General features: G+C 55.8%; 17 protein-coding genes and 1 pseudogene. 13 read left to right on the top strand and 5 right to left on the bottom strand.

Features of this window, described 5'->3' with window-relative positions; translation table 11 throughout:
* Nucleotides 1–57 precede the first annotated feature (57 nt).
* The 7 genes from AXG89_RS20580 to AXG89_RS20610 all read left to right on the top strand — a co-directional run bounded on the left by AXG89_RS20580 (nucleotide 58) and on the right by AXG89_RS20610 (nucleotide 6,582).
* On the top strand, nucleotides 58–822 hold the full coding sequence (locus AXG89_RS20580; protein WP_062172158.1) for an ABC transporter permease: 765 nt from the start codon (nucleotides 58–60) through the stop codon (nucleotides 820–822).
* Complete coding sequence (locus tag AXG89_RS20585) at nucleotides 819–1,847, top strand: ABC transporter ATP-binding protein (RefSeq protein ID WP_062172160.1); 1,029 nt, start codon at nucleotides 819–821, stop codon at nucleotides 1,845–1,847. The genes AXG89_RS20580 and AXG89_RS20585 overlap by 4 nt, the downstream gene beginning before the upstream one ends.
* A 29-nt stretch (nucleotides 1,848–1,876) precedes the next feature.
* Nucleotides 1,877–2,950, top strand: coding sequence for an extracellular solute-binding protein (locus tag AXG89_RS20590; protein WP_062172162.1), 1,074 nt, complete (start codon nucleotides 1,877–1,879; stop codon nucleotides 2,948–2,950).
* 2 nt (nucleotides 2,951–2,952) lie between these two features.
* Nucleotides 2,953–3,774: an ABC transporter permease gene (locus AXG89_RS20595; protein WP_062172164.1), complete on the top strand. Its 822-nt coding sequence runs from the start codon at nucleotides 2,953–2,955 to the stop codon at nucleotides 3,772–3,774.
* Nucleotides 3,725–4,282, top strand: a complete 558-nt coding sequence (locus AXG89_RS20600) for a TIGR00725 family protein (RefSeq protein WP_062172166.1) — start codon at nucleotides 3,725–3,727, stop codon at nucleotides 4,280–4,282. Before AXG89_RS20595 ends, AXG89_RS20600 begins: the two co-directional genes overlap by 50 nt.
* Before the next feature lie 620 nt (nucleotides 4,283–4,902).
* Nucleotides 4,903–6,102 (top strand): porin, encoded by a 1,200-nt coding sequence (locus AXG89_RS20605; RefSeq protein ID WP_062172167.1) that lies wholly within the window; start codon nucleotides 4,903–4,905, stop codon nucleotides 6,100–6,102.
* Nucleotides 6,103–6,288: 186 nt separating this feature from the next.
* A complete protein-coding gene (locus tag AXG89_RS20610) occupies nucleotides 6,289–6,582 on the top strand; it encodes a hypothetical protein (RefSeq protein ID WP_062172169.1) in 294 nt (97 codons plus the stop codon).
* 166 nt (nucleotides 6,583–6,748) lie between these two features.
* On the opposite strand, the pseudogene AXG89_RS20615 reads toward AXG89_RS20610, so the two are convergent.
* Nucleotides 6,749–7,738 (bottom strand): annotated as a pseudogene (locus AXG89_RS20615) (IS630 family transposase); the annotation flags it as partial.
* Nucleotides 7,739–7,811: 73 nt separating this feature from the next.
* Here AXG89_RS20615 and AXG89_RS44665 point away from each other — a divergent pair.
* Nucleotides 7,812–8,312: a transposase gene (locus tag AXG89_RS44665; protein WP_062172171.1), complete on the top strand. Its 501-nt coding sequence runs from the start codon at nucleotides 7,812–7,814 to the stop codon at nucleotides 8,310–8,312.
* Nucleotides 8,309–9,388 carry an IS3 family transposase gene (locus AXG89_RS20620; RefSeq protein WP_062172173.1) on the top strand — a complete coding sequence of 360 codons (1,080 nt, stop codon included), beginning with the start codon at nucleotides 8,309–8,311 and terminating at the stop codon, nucleotides 9,386–9,388. Before AXG89_RS44665 ends, AXG89_RS20620 begins: the two co-directional genes overlap by 4 nt.
* 431 nt (nucleotides 9,389–9,819) lie before the next feature.
* On the opposite strand, the gene AXG89_RS20625 is transcribed toward AXG89_RS20620, so the two are convergent.
* The 3 genes from AXG89_RS20625 to AXG89_RS20635 form a co-directional block, all read right to left on the bottom strand.
* Nucleotides 9,820–10,983, bottom strand: a complete 1,164-nt coding sequence (locus AXG89_RS20625; protein ID WP_062172175.1) for a mandelate racemase/muconate lactonizing enzyme family protein — start codon at nucleotides 10,981–10,983, stop codon at nucleotides 9,820–9,822.
* A gap of 92 nt (nucleotides 10,984–11,075) precedes the next feature.
* On the bottom strand, nucleotides 11,076–11,909 hold the full coding sequence (locus AXG89_RS20630) for an SDR family oxidoreductase (RefSeq protein WP_162916088.1): 834 nt from the start codon (nucleotides 11,907–11,909) through the stop codon (nucleotides 11,076–11,078).
* A gap of 111 nt (nucleotides 11,910–12,020) precedes the next feature.
* Entirely contained in the window at nucleotides 12,021–12,632 is a 612-nt protein-coding gene (locus tag AXG89_RS20635; RefSeq protein WP_062172179.1) for an amidase family protein, read from the bottom strand.
* A gap of 57 nt (nucleotides 12,633–12,689) precedes the next feature.
* On the opposite strand from AXG89_RS20635, the gene AXG89_RS20640 reads away from it, so the two are divergent.
* The 3 genes from AXG89_RS20640 to AXG89_RS20650 all read left to right on the top strand — a co-directional run bounded on the left by AXG89_RS20640 (nucleotide 12,690) and on the right by AXG89_RS20650 (nucleotide 16,642).
* Nucleotides 12,690–13,067, top strand: coding sequence for a LysR substrate-binding domain-containing protein (locus AXG89_RS20640; RefSeq protein WP_062172182.1), 378 nt, complete (start codon nucleotides 12,690–12,692; stop codon nucleotides 13,065–13,067).
* A gap of 1,447 nt (nucleotides 13,068–14,514) precedes the next feature.
* On the top strand, nucleotides 14,515–15,621 hold the full coding sequence (locus AXG89_RS20645) for a porin (protein ID WP_062172184.1): 1,107 nt from the start codon (nucleotides 14,515–14,517) through the stop codon (nucleotides 15,619–15,621).
* Nucleotides 15,622–16,276: 655 nt separating this feature from the next.
* Nucleotides 16,277–16,642 (top strand): BON domain-containing protein, encoded by a 366-nt coding sequence (locus tag AXG89_RS20650; RefSeq protein WP_062172186.1) that lies wholly within the window; start codon nucleotides 16,277–16,279, stop codon nucleotides 16,640–16,642.
* Between the two features lie 810 nt (nucleotides 16,643–17,452).
* Here AXG89_RS20650 and AXG89_RS20655 read toward each other — a convergent pair.
* Nucleotides 17,453–18,568, bottom strand: a complete 1,116-nt coding sequence (locus tag AXG89_RS20655; protein WP_236873431.1) for a LysR family transcriptional regulator — start codon at nucleotides 18,566–18,568, stop codon at nucleotides 17,453–17,455.
* A gap of 70 nt (nucleotides 18,569–18,638) precedes the next feature.
* Here AXG89_RS20655 and AXG89_RS20660 point away from each other — a divergent pair, with 70 nt between their 5' ends.
* Nucleotides 18,639–19,664: an SIS domain-containing protein gene (locus AXG89_RS20660; RefSeq protein ID WP_062172190.1), complete on the top strand. Its 1,026-nt coding sequence runs from the start codon at nucleotides 18,639–18,641 to the stop codon at nucleotides 19,662–19,664.
* Nucleotides 19,665–19,696 lie beyond the last annotated feature (32 nt).

A 19,696-nucleotide genomic window follows, 5' to 3' on the forward strand; every position in this document is an offset into this window, starting at 1 on the left:
TGATCCGGTAGCCGCAGAGCTGCCAAATAAAGGGCTACGCCCGATGGAGACAACACCGTGATTCGTGGCATTACCGTCGCATACGGTATTTATCTGGTCCTCCCGATCTTGCTGCTTGTTCTAGGTAGCGGGGGATCCTCTTGGACTAATACTATCCTTCCAACCGGGCTCACCGGTCACTGGTACGCAGACCTTTGGCAAGACTCATCTTTTCGAAAGGCATTCACCACAAGCTTGATTGTTGCCTTATCGACTTGCGTCATCAATGCCATCTTGGCGGTTCCTCTCGCATACAGCTTGTATAACGGCGCAGGCCGCCGTGGAAGCCTGGCCGCGAAAGTCGTCAGTGCAATGCCGGTCGCTGTACCCACGATCACATTGGGATTCGGTTACATCATAGTTTTTAACACCGACGCCATGCCATGGCTTGGCACACTTTGGTTGCTCATTGCAGCGCATGCAGTACACACACTGCCTTACCTGACCAACACGCTTCTTGCTGACCTGCGGCATCTTGATCTGGGGCGATATGAGCGTGCAGCCGCTACCTTGGGTGCGCGCCCAACCCAATCCTTTTTTGGCATCGTCGTGCCAAACCTTCGACAGAGCCTGATGAGTGGATTGGTCATGGTGGCGGCGATCTCCGTCGGCGAATTCGGAATTTCAAATCTGCTTACCAGTTTCCAGAACCGCACCTATCCCGTTGTCCTGCTCCAAGCGTTCTATGGCGCAACTGGATTTGCCTGCGCAGCAACCGTAATTTTGCTTCTGCTGGCCAGCGCATCTGCCCTGGTGTCGTCCACCGTCATGAGAAGAGCATGAGTCTTGTACTGAAAAACGTCAGCTACCGTTACCCCGGAACGAATCAGGGTCTGTCGGATGTCAACATCGACATTCAAACGGGCGAATTAGTCGCAGTAATTGGTCCAAGCGGATCGGGTAAGTCGACCCTCCTTAAACTCGTCTCTGGTCTGGAAAGTGGAAACGACGGCTCAATTCTGCTCGACGGTGACGACCTATCAAAAAAACCGGTTCACATGCGTAACATAGGCATGGTGTTTCAAAACTACTCGCTCTTTCCGCATTTAACCGTCGCGGAGAACGTAGCTTACGGGCTGAAGCTAAGGAAGGTTTCTAAAAACAAGCGGATTGAAAGAGCGCAAGAACTGCTGGAGCTCGTCGGCTTGAGCGACTTTTCAACGAAATCGGTATCCAAGCTGTCCGGTGGTCAACAGCAACGTGTGGCTGTGGCCCGAGCGCTCGCAATCAACCCTAAAGCGCTCTTGCTCGACGAGCCGCTGGCGGCTCTCGATGCCGGCATTCGAGGTTTCCTTCGTGATCAAATTCGAATGCTGCAGAAGCGCTTCAATGCGACGACGCTCATGGTGACCCATGATCAGGAAGAGGCGTTAACGATGGCCGATCGCGTTGCAGTGATGAAGGACGGTCGGCTGTTGCAACTGGCCACCCCCCACGAGATTTATCAACGTCCGGCGACCAGCGCGGTGGCGGAATTTGTGGGCCTGTCAACCATATTTCCAGGCACCGTCGTAGACGAGCAAACGGTCGATCTGGGCTTCGCAGCGGTCAACACGCCAACGGAGGGCAGGGCGTCCGGAAAATCAATTTTTATGATGATCCGTCCTGAGCACGTCGTTGGTGATCCGCCAATCGGCACACCAAACATGTTTTTTGGAAAGGTAGGGACACAGCGCTATTTAGGCTCAGTCGTGCGGTACGACTTCATGATCGAGGGCGCTTCAAAAGCTGTGCTTGCAGAAGCGCGTACGGTCGCTGCGGAATCGATTTCTTTCCCTCCCGAGCACATCAGGTTGCTTGATCACTAAACGCACTCTCATTTTCCAAGTAGACAACCATGAAACGTCGCCAACTTCTTGCCGCGCTCGGAGCCGCACCACTGGCAGTCGCCATGCCCGCGTTCTCATTTGAGGGGGTCGAACTCTATCCCGGCGAAAAATCAATCTACGAGGCCGCGAAAAAAGAAGGCGTCGTAATCTCTTTCGATACAGGCCCCGAATGGGTCAATTGGAAGGGGCTTTTTCGAGACTTCAAGAAGCGCTACCCCGAAGTCGACATCACGTACAACGACCTGGGATCTGCTGCGACGGTCTTTGCCCTCGAAAAGAGCCGTCGCAGACCGCAAGCCGATACGGCGTACTATTTTGCCGCGTCGGGCGTGGACGCCGTCAAAAAGGACGTAGTTGCTCCTTTCCAGCCCATCAATTTTGAGAAGCTCCCCCCGGTGTTCCGCGAAGCGAGCGGGAAGTGGTTCACTATCCACACGCTAAACGTCGCATTTCTAGTCAACAAAAAGCTTGTTAAAAACGTTCCCACAACCTGGGCCGACCTTCTCAAGCCTGAATACCGCAACAGCATTGTCTATCTCGATCCCCGTTCCACTGGGGTCGGTCAGGTCGTCGTCTTTGCAGCAGCATACGCAAATGGCGGATCAATAGAAAACATTAAGCCAGGTACCGACTATCTCGGGCGCCTCCAATCCGCCGGCAACGTCATGCGCGTAGAAGGGACTACGCCTTATGCCAAATTCCTCAAAGGCGAAGTACCCATCTGGATCGGCTATGAGAATGATGGACTCAAGGCCAAATATGTCGACGGGATGGGTGACGCAGCTGAAGTCGTTATCCCGAAGGAAGCCAGCATTGCCGCGCCGTACGCGATCAGCTTGGTTAAGAATGGGCCTAATCCCAACGCGGCCAAGCTTTGGTTGAACTTCACCATGAGTGAAGCCGGCCAAAGCCTCTTCGCCGAGGGCTTTGTCCGCCCGGCAGTCCCGGGCCTTCGCTTGCCACCGACTGTCCAATCAAAGATGCCGCCGGCGCCTCAACTGCTGCCGCTCGACGTCGTAAAGGCGGCGGAGCGAAACGCGGAGGTTAGCAGCCTCTGGGCTCAAGCCGTGCTGGGGAAGTAGCCATGAACCGCTTCGGGGGCTTACCAGCCTGGATATTCATGCTTATCTTCTTCGGGCTGCCGCTTGTTGCGCTAGCGCCTGAGGCATTCAGCGATGGCGGTTCTGCATTCGGCCGGATTTTCAGAGATCCGCTTTTTCTAGGAGCAGTGCGCAATACGGTCTTGCTAGGACTCATCGCAGGCGCGTTGTCAGCGTTAGTCGGTACCGCTATCGCGATTGAACTCGCGCGGCAGCCTGAAGGCAGGAGGCAATGGATGATGACGCTATTGGGACTGCCTTTGGCCTTCTCCGGTCTTGTAATAGCGTACGGGTTTATTCTTGCGTTCGGCCGTTCGGGTCTCGTGACGCAACTGCTTGCAGGGCTTGGGGCCGATCCGGCGCGTGTAGGCAGTTGGATCTACTCAGTGGGCGGACTGGGATTTGCCTACGCGTACTATCTCATTCCCCGGGTGGCGCTTTCGCTGTACCCGGTATTCGCGAACCTGGATGATCGGCCGTTGCTGGCTGCTCGAACCTTAGGTGCATCTCGCGCTAGAGCATTTTGGGACACGGTCGTCCCCGAGGTAGTCCCATCGGTTCTTTCTAGCGCTTGCTTAGTCGCCGCGTTAGCAATGGGCACCTATGGGACCGCGTTGGCCTTGGTCGGTACCCAACTCAACATTGTGCCTCTATTACTACTCGCCAAAGTGTCAGACTCGGGTAGTGACTTTCCAGAAGCGGCAGCGATGTCTCTCGTGCTGCTGGGTATTTGTATTCTTGTCTTAGGGGTAGGCGATGTCATCACAAGTCGGCGCGAGCAAGCATCTCTCGAACGCGGGCATTAAAGCTTTGGAATTGCTGACCGGTATTCAGAATGGAGCAGGTAGATGTCCGCTGCCGGTCGGGATTATTGGTCCGGGTGACGGCGGTACTCGGGAGTGCGAAGCGGCATACGAGGTCGCTAGCGTTCTCGCCTCGGCAGGAGTGACGATCGTGTGCGGAGGCCGAGGGGGGGTCATGGAGGCGGCTGCACGCGGTGCGTCAGAGTCAGGAGGGATCGCTGTGGGAATCCTGCCGGAGGAAGATCTATCGGGGGCGAACCGGTACCTGACGGTTGCAATCCCAACAGGCATTGGAGAGATGCGAAATGCACTAATTGCCCGCAGCGGAATCTGTTTGGTAGCGATCGGTGGTGGCATGGGAACAATTTCAGAGATGGCGCTTGGACTGAAGTGGTCAAAGCCGGTTTTTACATTGTACGAGGACGCACAGTTGACCGGAGCTCGGGCCGCAAAGAATAAGGAACAGCTTATCGAATGGGTGCTGGAATGCCTCGTATCAAAGCTGCAATAGCGAGGAACTTTATCCTTGGCTTCGCCCGAAAACGGCTAAGAAGCTTTAGGGCGGCCAAGTCTGCGTCACGGTTCTGACGTAACGACTTAGGTTTCGTTAAGACATTGAGCTAGTCGAACAGACAAATGAATTGATCGATTACTCGGCGTGCGAGTTTTGTGCAAACCGACGGCGGAACAAGCAATATCTTTAAGACAGTGCATCAATCTGGCAATGGATACCCGTCGCCATTGGACGTACACATAACGTACTAAGCACGGTCTGCAAAATAATAAAGGTTGTATTTTCACGCAGATGCGGATTCACAGCGTTATTTTACTCGCGCGCTGAAAGAACTGTTGTAAAACGGGTTTCGTAAAACGTTAGGTACATAGGACAACTAATAGCAAATAATGCAGCGTTAGAATTTTTGAGCTTCAAAGGAGTTAGCCAGCCGTGTACGAAAAATCAGCGTCACGCTGTTTGACTCTGTGGGTGTTTGCTTCGGCTATATAAGCGGCCAGCGTTTTTCCAGTCGATCGTTGCCTTCTGCCAGGTGCGTTGACTGATCGTGCTCGCCTGACATGGACCGCGGTGTCGACGCGGCACTTCTTTCCGTCAATTGAATGAGATAACGAACCATGAAAAAGAAAATTATCGCGTCTTGCGTGCTCGGTGGTGCGTGCGTGGCCGCTCAGGCGCAGAGCAGTGTTACCCTATACGGGATCGTCGACAACGGTCTGTCGTGGCAAAACAGCGCCACCTCACTCGGTTCAACCTCGGGCGGCCGTTCTCTTGTGAAGATGACCTCGGGCGTATGGGCGGGTAGCCGATTCGGCCTGAAGGGCAGTGAGGACCTCGGCGGCGGCACGAAAGCAATCTTCTCCCTCGAGGCCGGATTTAACAGCGCGAACGGAACCTCGCAGTTCACAGGCGGATTGTTCACGCGCCAGTCGTGGGTGGGCCTGACCGATTCACGCTTCGGTACGCTGACGGCCGGTCGCCAGTACACAGCCTATTACACAATCCTTGCGCCTTGGAGTCCGACCACTTGGTTGACTGGCTATTTCGGCGCGCATCCGGGCGACATCGATTCTCTCGACAACATTTATCGTGCCAACAATTCGCTTGTCTATCAATCGCCAACGATAGGCGGCTTCACCTTCGGTGCGTCTTACGCGTTAGGGGGCGTAGCAGGCAGCGTGAATGCCGGTTCGACCTGGACCGCAGGCCTTCAATATGCGAATGGGCCGTTTGGAATTGGCGCCGCTTTCGAGCGCGTCAACAACTCGACGCCGGGCGGCGGAGCGTGGGGCGCATCCTCGACAACCTCGAACGGCGGCGCGGAGCCTGCCGTCTCGGCGATCAATAATGGCTATCAGACCGCTCAGGCACAACAGCGTCTCGCGGTAACTGGAGGCTACACCTTCTCGGATGCTTGGGACGTGTCGGCTTCCTATTCGAACGTACAGTACATCCCAGGGACGGGTTCGGTGTTCCGTAGCACGGCCATCTTTAACTCGGCGGGTGCGGTGCTGCACTTCCGACCATCGAGATCGTGGGACTTTGCAGGCGGCTACAGCTACACCCGCGCAACGCTAGCGAATGGCATCTCGAATGCAGCTCAATATCACCAATTCACGCTCTCGCAGTACTACAGTTTGTCGAAGCGCACCGGACTCTATGCAGTGCAGTCGTATCAGCGTGCGAGCGGCGACACCTTGTCGGGCAACAACAAGGTAATCATCGCGACGTCATCACTTGGAGATGGCTTCAGTAGCACTCCGTCGTCGTCGCGCAGTCAAATTGCCGTCGGTGTGGGCGTTGTGCACCGTTTCTGATATTCAAGCCGGACGGATGCCGATGCATGTCCCAAATTGTTGGTCATGTCAAAGGCAAGTCGGACCCGTACGCACATACACATGAGTTCACCCCTCAAACGTGATGGTGTTGCGAATCTAGACGCGGCAGCCTCGAACCAGGCAGCCGCACAATAGATAATTAACGTTCTTCTGGAGAGCTTTGTTATGTTCCATTCTCGTTTCGTCGCCGTGGCCGCTGCTTTATTGATAACTGCTGTTGGGATGATTCCACCGGTCGCAATGGCGCAAAATGCTGAAACGGCTGCATCAACACCCAAGCAAATCAAAAAATTTCAACGCAAGGAAGCTCGAAAAGCTAACCGCGCACGCAAGGATGCAGAAATAGGCACGCTAAAAAAGAACGGTTACAACCCCTCTGCCAACCAGCCCGACTATGCGCAGAACATCCAAAATGCGGAAAAGAAAGCGGCCGCTGCGAAGGCTTTGTCGACACGCTAATGCTGGCTATGCCCGCATGCCGCCGCTTGCTCCGGATCGAGTAACCCGCCGGAGTGAGCTTCTCGAAGTCGGGAAGGTCCCACGGCTGAGCGCGTCGACAATAGCTGATCACTGTTTAAGCTAAATGTCGGGAAGTTGAGCGACTCTCTGTGAAAGAAAGTGCCGACTAGTGTAGTGCTTCGTTTTTCTTGGAAACAAGGCGACGGTTGGCGCGAATGACTTTCTGCAAGATGTCATTGGCCTTGGCAGTCCACACGAATGGTTTGGGTTCCTGGTTATGCACGGCGATGTACTCCTTGATAGCGAGGATGAGATCGGGAACGCAACGGAACACGCCACGGCGCAAACGTTCGGTAGTGATATCGCGAAAGAAACGCTCCGCCATGTTCAGCCACGATGCGGAGGTAGGCGTGAAATGCACGGTGAACCGAGGATGTTTCACGAGCCACTCCTTGACCTTCGGGTGCTTGTGGGTGGCATAGTTGTCGCAGATCAAATGCAGCTCTTTGCCCTTGGGAGTCTCACGCTCAATTTGGCGCAAGAAGTCGAGCCATTCGCTGTGACGGTGGTGCTGATCACAGCGGGCGATCACAGAACCATCGAGGGTGTTGAGCGCCGCGAACAGGGTCGTGGTGCCGTGACGCTTGTAGTCATGAGTCTGGGTGGCCGCACGGCCTCTCTTCAAGGGCAGTCCGGGCTGAGTACGGTCGAGCGCCTGCATCTGGCTCTTCTCGTCGCAGCACAGGACCAACGCATGCTCGGGCGGGGACATGTACAGGCCAACGATGTCCTCGAGCTTCTCGGCGAACAACGGATCCCGCGAGACCTTGAAGCTCTCGACCAAGTGAGGTTTGAGGCCGTTGGCCCGCCAGATTCGCAGCACCGTGGTGTCGCTGACGCCGGCCTTCCTGGCGAGCGTGCGCGTGCTCCAGTGTGTCGCAGCTTCGGGCGTGGTCTGCGTCGTCAGGCGCACGATCTCAGCTCTATCGACGCGTGGCTTGCGCCCACTGCGCGGCAGGTCATCTTCTATCGCCACGACGCCGCCCTGAACAAAGCGTTCACGCCAGCGCCCCACTTGGACTCGCCCGATCCCCAGCGCGGCGGCAATCTCCCGATTGCCCATACCATCCGCCGCCAACAGCACGATCTGTGCTCGTCGCACTGCTCCCCCTGCGTCACAATAGTTGTCGCCTCTGAATTTTCTTAGTGAAGAGATCAGAGGTGGTAGATTGAAGACGAAACAAACGTATTCAGCCGAGTTTAAAGAGCAGGCGCTTGCGAAGGTCCTAAACCGCGGAAGCCGTACAGTCGGATCCGTGGCCGACGAATTGAACATGAATGCACTGACCTTAAGGAAGTGGATGAGAGGTAGCGCCACGGCAGGTCGGAGCTTGGACTCCGGACACGCAAAACGTCCAGAAGACTGGTCGCCGGAAGAGCGACTGGTGGCTTTGCATGAGAGCCATGGGTTGGTCGATGAAGCCCTGAACGCGTGGTGTCGCGAGCGGGGTTTGTTTGCCCATCATCTTGCGCAGTGGGGTGCGGATTTTTGCGTCGCCGGCAGGGCTGGCCATCGCCAAGAGAGCGCTCAGGAGATCCGTGAACTGAAGCAGGCCAATATGCAACTTCAGCGCGAATTGAACCGTAAGGAGAAGGCCTTGGCTGAAGCGGCAGCGCTGTTGGTGCTGCAAAAAAAGTATCGTGCGTTGTTCGAGGACGAGGCGTCATGACCGCCCTTGAAGATCGCAAAACAGTGATCCGTTTGATCGGCGAGGCCACCTCGGCCGGGGCTCGGCAAGCACCTGCGTGTAGCATACTGGGATTGAGCGAGCGTACTGTGCAACGTTGGCTGTGCGGTGAACCTGACTCGCTCGATGGGCGCTCGACGCGACACTATGAACCGTCCCATAAGCTTTCTGCTGATGAACGCGCGGAACTGCTGGCCGTGGCGAACTCTGCCGAATTCGGGCATCTGCCGCCCAGTCAAATCGTTCCCCGGCTGGCCGATCAGCAACGCTACATTGCCTCGGAATCAACCTTCTACCGCGTCCTGCGAGACGAGAACCAACTCGCTCACCGGCGCAGCGAGCGGGCGCCCCGCTCGTGCCGCAAGCCACGCGCTGTCATGGCCGATGCGCCGAACCAGCTTTACAGCTGGGATATCACTTACCTGCCTTCAGCGATTCGCGGGCAGTACTTTTATCTCTATCTATTTATGGACGTGTTCAGCCGCATGATCGTCGGCTGGCAGGTCTATGCCGAGGAGAGCGGTGCCCAGGCAAGCGAGGTCCTCAAGGATCTCTGCGCGCGTGAGGCGATACAGCCAGATCAAGTCATTCTGCATTCCGACAATGGTGGCCCGATGAAGGGCGCCACGATGCTGGCTACCTTGCAGTCCCTGGGCGTCATGCCGTCATTGAGTCGCCCGGGAGTCAGCAACGACAATCCTTATTCAGAATCGCTGTTCAAAACGCTGAAATACCGTCCGGCCTATCCGCTCAAACCGTTCGACACATTATGCGCCGCGCGCGATTGGGTCACCGAACTGGTGCGCTGGTACAACCATGAGCATCGCCACAGCGCGATTCGCTTCGTCACGCCAGCCCAGCGTCACCGAAATCTCGACCAAGACATCTTGAATCGTCGTGCAACCCTCTACGAGAGCGCTCGACAAAATAATCCGCTGCGATGGAAAAGCCAAACGCGCAACTGGCAACGCATTCATGTGGTCCATCTCAATCCGGATCGCGACGACAAAATCAGCGCCGTTTCGCAACCCCGTAACCAGGAGCTAAAAGCAGCTTAAATCTCATGCGTCGAGGCGACAACTAGCTTGAAAACTTCCGCTGCTCGTACCTCGAGGGTTTGCGATCTCACCATCCGCTCAAGCTCGATGCGTTGTTTGCTGCTCAATTCGATCGGTCTCGCCGTCTTTATGACTCGCTTCATCGTCGGTATAAAGAGCATGGCAATGGCAAGACCCGATGGTTCCGTTAATTCAGAAGCACTACACTAGTTAGCCCGCCCGCGCTTGGGTCACCAACTTCTCCATGCGGTTGCACATCATTCGAATGGAAGATCGCGGCTCACCTTCGTAACTATTTCCGCGGGACAGTAATGGTTCCCACAGCTTAGGCCGTGGCATCGAGTCACCCGCGGCATGCGTCGCCCGACGCAGTGCGTGCAGCGAGTCGTTCTTGTGCTCATCTCGCATGCGGTTAGGGAAGGCTCGCGCGGTCATTGCGCGGATCCGCTGACGCTGTCGCACAGGAACGGGGCGAGCACGGCTCGGTTTAGTTCGGCGCCAAGACCTGCGCCCTCGGGCAGCGCCAGGTAGCCATCTTTTACCTTTAGCTCCGGTGCATCGACGATCGTGTCAATGGCGCCGTCGTGAAGTCGGAAATAAGGGTAAAGCTCAAGCATGGAGACATTCGGCAGATTAACCCCTATATGAAGCGCGACCTGGGTTGCAAGCGCACTTCCACAAACGTGTGGAGCAACACGCATCCCGAATGCTTCGGCCATTGCAGCAATCTTTTTCGTCTCCATTATTCCGCCGGTGTTGCACGGATCGGGCTGGACGATGTCGACTGCTCGCGCTTCGATTAGCGCACGCATCTGATGACGGCCGTAGTTGCGCTCGCCCGCAGCCAACGGAATCGACGTGCGTGCGGCGACCCACGCCATTGCTTCGGCGTCGGATGGATCAGTGGGTTCTTCGACGAAGAGAATATCGTAAGGCTCGAAGCGGCTGCAAAGTCGCGCGGCTTCTGCCGCGGTGAGCCCGCCACTCAGATCCAGCATCAGATCGACGTGCGGCCCGATCGCGTCGCGCACCGCCTTGACGCGCGCCACTGCCAGGTCAGCCTGTTCGCGCGTGATCGCCCGTTGGCTCACATGTCGCATGTTAGCTCCGACCATCTGGCCGAGCGGATAGAACTTGAGCGCGGTGTAGCCGTCGTTAAGTGGACGTTCAGTGGCCCGGGCGAATTCATCGGGCGTCTGAGCAGATTCGTACCAACCATTTGCATAGCAGCGAACGCGGTCGTTGACCGCACCACCCAGCATCTCGTAGACCGGAAGACCGCAGGCGCGGCCTTTGATGTCCCATAAGGCCTGCTCGATTGCACTCAACGCGGCGAACACGATCGTGCCACCACCTTTGCCCCAGAAGGTGTGGTCATAGACGTGCGTGGAAAACGCTTCGATGCGAGCGGGATCGCGACCAATCAGATCAGCGGCGAGGTCCTTTAACATGCCGGCGGCGGCTGTCGCGCCACGACCGTATGCGACGCCCGCTTCGCCGATGCCGCGCACCCCTTCGTCGGTTACTACTTCAACAAGGATGGGATGCAGTTTGCCGCTTTGGGCCAGATAGATGTCAACTTGCGTGATTTTCATGGGGGATCGGAGGGGATTTTATATCGTCGATTTAACAGAGTGGGCGTTTCACCATCGAACTACATTACTGCGTAGGGCACGGGGCTGGCCGCCTAGACTATCCCGCGATTCAAGCCGCCATCGGCTAGAAGCAACTGGCCCGTGACGTAGGACGAGGCGGGACACACCAGAAAAGCGATGGTCTCTGCTATTTCCTCGAGTTTCCCCGTGCGCCCCATTGGAATTGTATGTGGCAATTGCATATCAGAATTGAGTACAGCGTTCTCCAGCAGTCCGGGAAGCACGCAGTTCATGCGTGTGCCCGACGCAGCGTATCGGTCGGAGTAAAGACGCGTGAAACCATGAAGGGCTGAACGCACAGGACCGAGCAGGTACCGGAGCCTTGGCTCGGAGGCCTCCATGACCGATATCGCGACGATTGCGCCGCCTCCCGACGCCAGTAGGTGGGGCGTTGCAAAGTTAGCGGTGCTTACCGTTCCAAGAACCAGCAAGTCGAGGGCTTCGTGCCAGGCCTCGCGGGTAATTGCAAACAAGTTAAGTTTGAATTCAGGATCGAAAGCGAAGCCTGCCGTGCAAATCGACAAAGCCGTAGTGATCTCAAGATTGTTCAGTATGGACGCGTAGCGGCCGGTGCTAATTACTACCGCGTCCAGCCGACCATATTGGGCAGTTATGCCTTCGACGAAGCTCTTCACATCGCTCTCTTCTGTCAGTGAGCCTTCGAAACTCCATGCACCGAGCTCGGCAGCAAGATTCTGGCAGCCGGAGCGCGACATCAACGCCAGTCGATAGCCGCGGTGGGCAAGCAAGCGTGCCGTCGCTGCTCCAATGCCGCGGCTCGTTCCTGTGACCATGGCAACTGGAAGCTCCGCGCGGTCCGACACGCTTGCCATCACAATTGCTCTACGATCGGTGTCTCCGGCCACATTAATCTCCATAAAGATTGAGTTACGTGAGCCGGCACAATAATCGCCGTCAACGGTTCGGTGAAGTTCAAGGAATTTCTAACTGCGCGGACCAGATGCTCGTCATGTTGCCTATGCTGCCGGGCCATCCAGGAGGCCGTAGCCGGAAGCAGGCGCAAACAATCCACCGCGCTGGACTTCGAGCGCGCGTCCGATTTGAAAAGCCAGGGGGTCGGCGTAGCGACGAACAACAATCTGAACAGCGGTGGGGAGGCCCTCGACATCTCCCATAGGTATGCTCAGGGAAGCGAGGTCCATCAGATTAACGAGACGGGTAAAAAGACCAAACGGCGCGGCTGCGTCGTGCGCTCCTTCTATGGGCTTTGCCGTAATCGGCGAGGAGGGAAGCAGTATGGCATCCGCACCTGCGAAGTAGTGATAGATCTCCGTTTGCAACAGCCGCCGCTGCGCGTCGTAGCTGAGGTAGTCCTTGATGTTCATCGTTTTGCCGCGCGACATCCGCTTCGCAATTTCCGCGTTGACGAGACTGTTCTCCATATCGACAAGAGGGCCGTAACGGTCCCAAGCCTCCACGGTCGTGATGTTGGCACCGAGGCTCGCATATGTTTCGAGCGAGCGAGGTAGTGGCTTCTGCTCGAGGACCGCGCCCATCGCTTCGAGATCAGCGATCGTCGTCCTGAATCGCTCTAGGATCCCGGGTTCTGCGATTTTGAGGTCATCCATGGTCGGATAGCGCCGCTCGGGCATGCGCTAGCTAGACGCGAAACCATCACCCCGGCGTTGCTGGCGCAAGAACAAGTCATAGCGCTGGGGCCCGACAGTTTGCTGAGAACCAAGATTGATCAGGTGTTTGTATCCGCCGGTCTAGCCGTGCGTTCATCGATTGAAACGACCATGTCAGCGCATGCAGCGGCGCTGGTGTCGCAGGGACTGGGGATCGCATTGATCGATCCGTTCACCGCGCTATTTTTCCGCAGCGCGGATCTTGTGATCAAGCCGTTCTTGCCTGCGGTCCCTTATGATTTTGTGATGGTGACGCCGGAACACACCGGACAGTCTCATCTCGCGCAAGATTTTGCACGACTTGTCGCAAAACATGTCAGTCTGGTAGCGGACAAAGTTCGAGCTTTATATACCCAGTGCCGTTCGCCTAAGTAGCCGGCTAAGGTAGCGGTAGCGGGTTGGTCCATAGATCGGACATAAAGCGGGGGCGGATTTTGTCGCCGCAAATGAGTGCGGCGAACTGTAATTGCTATGAAGAGGAATACTAATGTTATCCGGTCGTAGAATTGATCATCATCGGACGGACGGTTGCTGCGAGCACACCTCGCTGCATGGGTCGCTTGATCGCGGACTGGACTTTCCATGTCAACAGTGATGTTGGCTCTTCGCTTGTTGGAAGGCAATCCGGTGAGGTGATTACGCGCAGTGTCTCATGCGACCTTGCGACAACCGTCCGTACGCACACCTCGACACGCATCTATGTCGGTCGACATTTGCGAAAGCGTGGCTGACATCGGAGGAGGGCAACGGTGTGTGATTCGCTCTTTTAAGGGATTCGCCAATTAGGGGCATCGCCGGACAGTATTTTTATAGAGCCTCTTTCTTTTACCGCGCATTTTGTCGCTGCGCTCCCTCCCATCGATAAATAATTGTCACGAGGACGGAGCTAAATTTTCGGGGGGGCGACCTGTCTATTGCCTGGAAATCCAACGTATGTTTGATTGCCAAAGTCGATCCGCTGCCTAGCCACACAAATAGTCCTTTGAGCCAGTGTCCGCTAGTAATTAACGGACAAGTTGACATCATCGACAAAAGGAGCTCTCGTGTCCACGCACGTTGTGGACCACATCCATGGAATCGATTGTAGCCAGTGCAAGGGGTTCTCGGTGCATGTATGGCCGCGGCCGCACGACTTAAAAAAGACACCGGTACGTTGCAAGACTAACGCCCCAGGCAGAGCAGGGCGCTTCAGCCGTCGTCCTTCGACGCGGTTCCGTTAGCCCAAAAGCCTCGTGCATCAAGGAGGCGGCGGTCTGTGTCGAATTCTCCGGGCTGCTATGCGTGGCCGACAAGTTCAACTTACGCGGAAAAATGTGTCAACGCGTTGACTATTATGTATTTTACGTTAATTTTGGCCGATGGCAAAGTCGCCTCAGTTCCGCAGCGGTGTGCATTTATCATCGCTTTGCAGATGGAAAGTTGGCAGATGGATCCGGCCCAGAACGTCTAATTTAAATCTTAAAAATAATGGAGTACTTATGGATTGGCGAATTTTCTTTGCTTCTTCTGTCCTTGCTCCTATTCGTGACGCCTGCGCGGTGAGTCGTCCCTCGTTTTGTCTGCAAGCGACGTAGACATGCTTCGGTTTGAAAACTATCAGACCGTAGTCGAACCTGCAAATACCCGTTCAACTTTCCTAGCAGGCTGCGTTGTAGGGTGGTCGCAAAGATCATATTTTAAAACTTCAGCTTCAGCTTCAGCTGCAGCCCTAGTTGACTTTCGCTAACTTCAAAAAACGAGAGGTCCATAAAAGTTTGTAGGTAGTAACCCGTGTACCAGGCCCTGTTGAATATATTTAATACACCTAAATTTTTAAACGACCATGAAAAAACTTTTGGTTTCGACCTTATTGATCGGGATGGTATTGGAGGCGCATGCGCAAAGCAGCGTAACTTTATACGGTCGACTAGATGCAGCGCTGGAGTACATGAGCGGCGTGCCTACCAACCCCAACTCTGCAGGTGTCGCTCAAGGTAGCACTAGTCGGTTCCGAGCCGTAGATGGAAACTGGCAAGGCAGCTTTTGGGGTATGAAAGGCTCGGAAGATTTGGGAGGGGGCAACAAAGTACTCTTCCAGTTGGAGAGTGGTTTCAGCCTCATGAGTGGTAAAGGATCGAGTGAAGGTATTTTCAATCGCTATGCACAAGTAGGTGTTTCTAACGACACATACGGCACATTCATGATGGGCCGGCAATTTTTTATTGCGAATGATGTCTGGGACTTCGACCCCTTCGGGCAATCTAACTGGTCGTCTGCAACGTTAGTGCGGGGGCGCAATTGGCCCTTTTCCAGCAACAATGTTTCCTATCAATCTCCGAAATTTTTGGGGTTTGATTTCGCCGGACAGTACTCGTTCTCAAATGCTACGAGCTTCAATGGCAATGGCACGACAGCACAAGGGCGTGAAGCGGGTGCGCACATAACCTACACGTCAGCGTTGTTTCAGGCACGTGCTATGTACGACGAAATTCGCAGCGCCGCCAATGGCGAGTTCACCGATCCATTCACCGCATCGCGCGAATACACGGCGATGGCAAACCTGTTCCTTGGACAGTTCAAGATCCAAGGTGCTTACCAAGCGATTCGTACGTCAGGCGGAACGGCCACGGCAGGTGTGGCGCCCACATCGCTCGACCATGAATGGGGGGGCGTGACATGGCAGGCAACGCCTGCAGCCGCGCTTATCGCGGCTGTTTATCACGTGAATGCGAACAAGGGTGCGGGTAACGCGACAATGTACACAGTTGGTGGCTCTTACAATTTGTCAAAACGTACCATGCTGAATATGCAGCTTGCGACGACACGTAACAGCAAGACCGCAAACTTTGCACTAAATGCGAACGACGCAGGCACTGCAGTTAGTACTGACAATCCGCTGCCGGGGCATGCCCAATCGGGTGTTTACGCCGGAATTCAACACTTGTTCTGACCGGTACCACGGGCCGCTAAAGCAATACTAAGTAGTTGATGAGATCAGCACCGCTCCCAGAGGTGGTCAAGGCGCGCGCTTGGTGAGAAGCGCCTCTTTTTCGAAAAGCGGGCTTCCGGAAGAGGTTTGGCGTGATTGATATGGAGCGGTTACGAAACGTGCTTGTTGGTGCACCGTTTGTACGACTGAACGGGAGTGATTGTCTGTATGTTCATTTCAAGGAAATTATCTAAGGCAGCAAACTGTGAACCGATCCCAGGCCCTCTTCTAGGAGGCCCGCACGCGACTCCCGATGATGTTGTTGGGCGCGCATGGAACTCGCCTAATTTCTGCATGTTCTTGAGGCAGATGATGCAGAGGTAGGCTAACGACTGATTGAATGGAAAGCGGTGTGAATTTGCTAGAGGCGAAGTTTTGCTGCGTGGGCGAATACTTTTCGCTCGATCGAAGAAGTGATCGATTTCATATGGAATTTCGCGCGAACTTACTTGCGGCGACCGAGCGTAGCAACGTTTTGCCACCCTCGCGGTACGTACCGCGGACGCCCGATCGCCGCGCGTTCCGCAGGGCGGCAGGATGTTGTACCAAGCAGCTGGCTTGGTGCGCTCCAGAAGATAAACTTGCGAATTCTCAATAGCGATAGAAAAGGGGAAACATGAAAGCAGTCGATATGTTGAAGGCGCTGGGCGTCGTTGTGTGCGTCGCCGTGGCGTCGAGCGCGTATGCGCAGTCGAGCGATGCTGCGGCTACGGGCGGTACAACGTCAACCTCAAAGGCCCGGTCCACGTCCACCAAGAAGACCGACCGTAAGCTCGGTCTCGATGTTCGCCGCGCGCTAGGCAAGGCGAACGGGATCGACATCTCGAACATCTTCGTTCGCTCCCGTGGCGGCGCTGTCACGCTGACGGGCTCGGTGCCCGACGGCGACCAGATCCAAAAGGCGGGCGATATCGCGAAGAGTGTGGCCGGTGTGACGTCGGTGTCGAACAAAATCGCGCTGTCGCCGCAGGGCGGGTCGTAAGTGATCGACTAGCCACCGGTCCGGCTTACGGCGCACCTTGTGCGGGGAGCCTGGACCGTTGCACCGACGGGTTCCTGCGTTCGCGCGGGGACCACTTTCTATTGGGCTCGGGGTTCGGGTGCCGGCGCCGGTGCGGCCGCTGCCGCTTTGACGATGATTGGCCTGGACGCGAGCGGCAGGCTGCTGACGGCGTCGCCGGGAACAAGCGAGCTGCGCGGCACCGCCTCAAATAGTGGCTGACGAGTTCGAAGAAGCGGCCTTAAAACGTGCCGAGTGAGACGGTTTTGGCTCGAGACCTTCTGCATCGAGTCGTTGTACGAACGGATCGTAACGAGCCAGGCACGCTCGCGGACGTGTCATTCTGCTTGAGCGTGGAGCTGTCCCTCACCGGGTTCGCCTACGCAACGCTCGTATGCGCCGCGTTTTCGTCTGGCATACAGACTTCGGGGACCGACACCACGAGTGCGAGTCCGGCGACGGCTGGAGTTTCTTAGTGTCGTCGATCACGTCGGCCTAGGACAGCATCGTCATGTAGCACTGGCTGCAGAGCCCCTCCGTCACGTCGAGTTCAAGGCTGAAAGACCGTTGGAGAGAGGATCGCAGAGCACCGCTGATCTCTCTACTCTTCGGGGCGAGCGCTGACATTTTCACGACGACGTAGATCGGGTCGTTGTTGACAGGCTCGGCCCATAAGGAGCGTACGACGCGAGGGTGCAGCGGAGGCGACTAATGCTGCTGAGCAGCACCAACATTCTGGAATGAACGCAGAGCTCCTGAGCGGCCGCGGGGGCGAAAAGTTCTGAGCAATAGCTAATCCACATCCAAAAGCGTTCGAACAACTTCGGGCACCGCAATCGGAGAACCATTTGGGCCAATCTCGTGGAATAAGTCGTTGACGATTTCAATTATGGACCTTACAAACGCGGGCTTATGGTTGCCGTACATGTCAGCAACGATGAGTGTTGGTGCTGGTAAGTTGTCGATGAGCGGGCGACGTACCAATCCTGGCCTATCCGGCGTCGAGTACTTGCCAGGCGTCATGTGGAGGAGCGCAATGCCGAATCCTGCCGATACTGCAGACTTTACAGTCTCGTAAGACCGCGCGCGAAAGCCGACGCGAGGTTTTGATGGCAGAACGTCAAAAAGACTGGTTATGTAGGTCGACGTCTGGGGCAGGTCAAGTAATACCAGTGGCCGTGTCGCCAGTTCCGCAATGGAAACAGCGTTCTGTTCGGCGAGCGGGTCACCGCTCGCAAGGAGCGCATGAGCCGGAATTTTGCAGATGCTGGTGGTGCAGTCGTCCCCGAAGCTTGGCCCTATGTCGTAGGTGATGACCAACTCGACCTCACCATTTGCTAGCCACTCTCGAAGTTGGACTTGGTCGCCTTCGTACAGAAGTATTTCAACTTCCCCGTACTTTGCGACAAATCGCCGAAGTACTTCGGCAACGAAGAGCGAGCCGAACGGTTCGAAGCATGCCACTCGCAATGTCTGCGGAGCGCTTTTCACAAGGTCTCCGATCTGACGATTGAATTCACCGGTCGCGGCTAATAGCGTACGGGCCGCAGTGGTGAAGCGTTCGCCTGCTCTTGTTATCTGGATTCCACGGGACGGTCGCCGGTCGAAAATCTTTGCCCCCAAGACGTCTTCCGCGATGCTGATCGCCGCGAGTATCGACGATTGCGAAATGTGAAGGGTTTCCGTGGCCGCCTGGATGCTGCCAAGACGGGCAACCTCGCACACGTATCGAAGCTGCTTATGGGACAGATTCACAATGCCTCCTGAGCGGGAAAGCTCGGCCAGACCGGGACACCAATTCGATCGTAGGGCTTTGCGCAGAACAATTTGCTTGGCATGTTCATGAAAATGAAGTTGGTCATATAGAAATTCCTTGACGACCAAATAACGATATGAGAACGTTATCACATGAGATCGATATCACAAGAGATCGCTCTCATGTGAGAACGCTATCACATACCAACCCAGAAAGCGAAACATGACAAATACCTACCCAAATTTAGTTTCCCCCGATACCGAATTCCGTCGCGTCATCGAAGCTGCGGTCGCACAGCGCGAAAGAATTGAGCGAGTAGCTAAGGCAGCGGCAGACGGGATGCGTAACCTGTTCTTGATCGGTTGTGGTGGCTCCCTAAACGACTTTTCGGCGGCAATTTACCGTTGCGATCTCAGTGCGAAAGTTCCAAGTTTTTGCCTCAATAGCGAAGAGTTCAATCACCGGCGCCCGGCACTGCTTGGGCCGGGGTCCGTGGTGCTCGTCGCCTCGCACAACGGCACTACAAAAGAGACGATCGAAGCTGCCCGCTGGGCGCGCGCTGCCGGCGCCCGCGTTATTGGCTTCACCAAGGACGAGACGACGAAACTCGCCGCAGAATGTAATGAAGTTTTCACCTACAACAGCGACCGAACCATCCTCGCGCCGAAGCAAGTGCTGATCGGCATGATGGTGGTGGCTCTTCTGAGGGAGTCGGGCTCAGACCTCGATTTTGCGGCATTTGAGCAGGCCTTCTCGGCCGTGCCGAAGGCATTTGAGCTGGCAATCGGGGAAGCGGAAGCGAGCCTTCACGAGATCGCTGTTGCCTTTGCGGCCGAACCGTTCACCTATGTCCTGTCCGCTGGTCCCAACCAGGGGGCAGGCTACGGCTTTGCCATGTGTTATCTCATGGAGATGCAGTGGAAGCATGCGTCTTGGTTCAACGCGAACGAGTTCTTGCATGGGGCGTTTGAGGTCGTTCAGCCGGATACGGCGGTTCTTCTATTCAAGGGTGAAGATGAAACTCGCCCGGTGATTGACCGGGTCGAGGCCTTTCTCAATAAAAACACCCAGCGTTGCCGCGTCATTGATTCGAAGGACTACAGCCTTCCCGGCGTACCAGCATCGATGCGCGGTGACATTTCTCCGCTCCTTCTTTCGACCCTTTCCAAGCGTTTGGCAGAACACTACCAAGCGGTCACGGGGCATTTGCTTACAGACCGCCGTTATATGTTTAAGACAACTTATTGAGGCATTCAAATGCGTGTTTGTGGCGTCGGTGA

Source organism: Burkholderia sp. PAMC 26561 (assembly GCF_001557535.2).
Classification (GTDB): Bacteria; Pseudomonadota; Gammaproteobacteria; order Burkholderiales; family Burkholderiaceae; genus Caballeronia.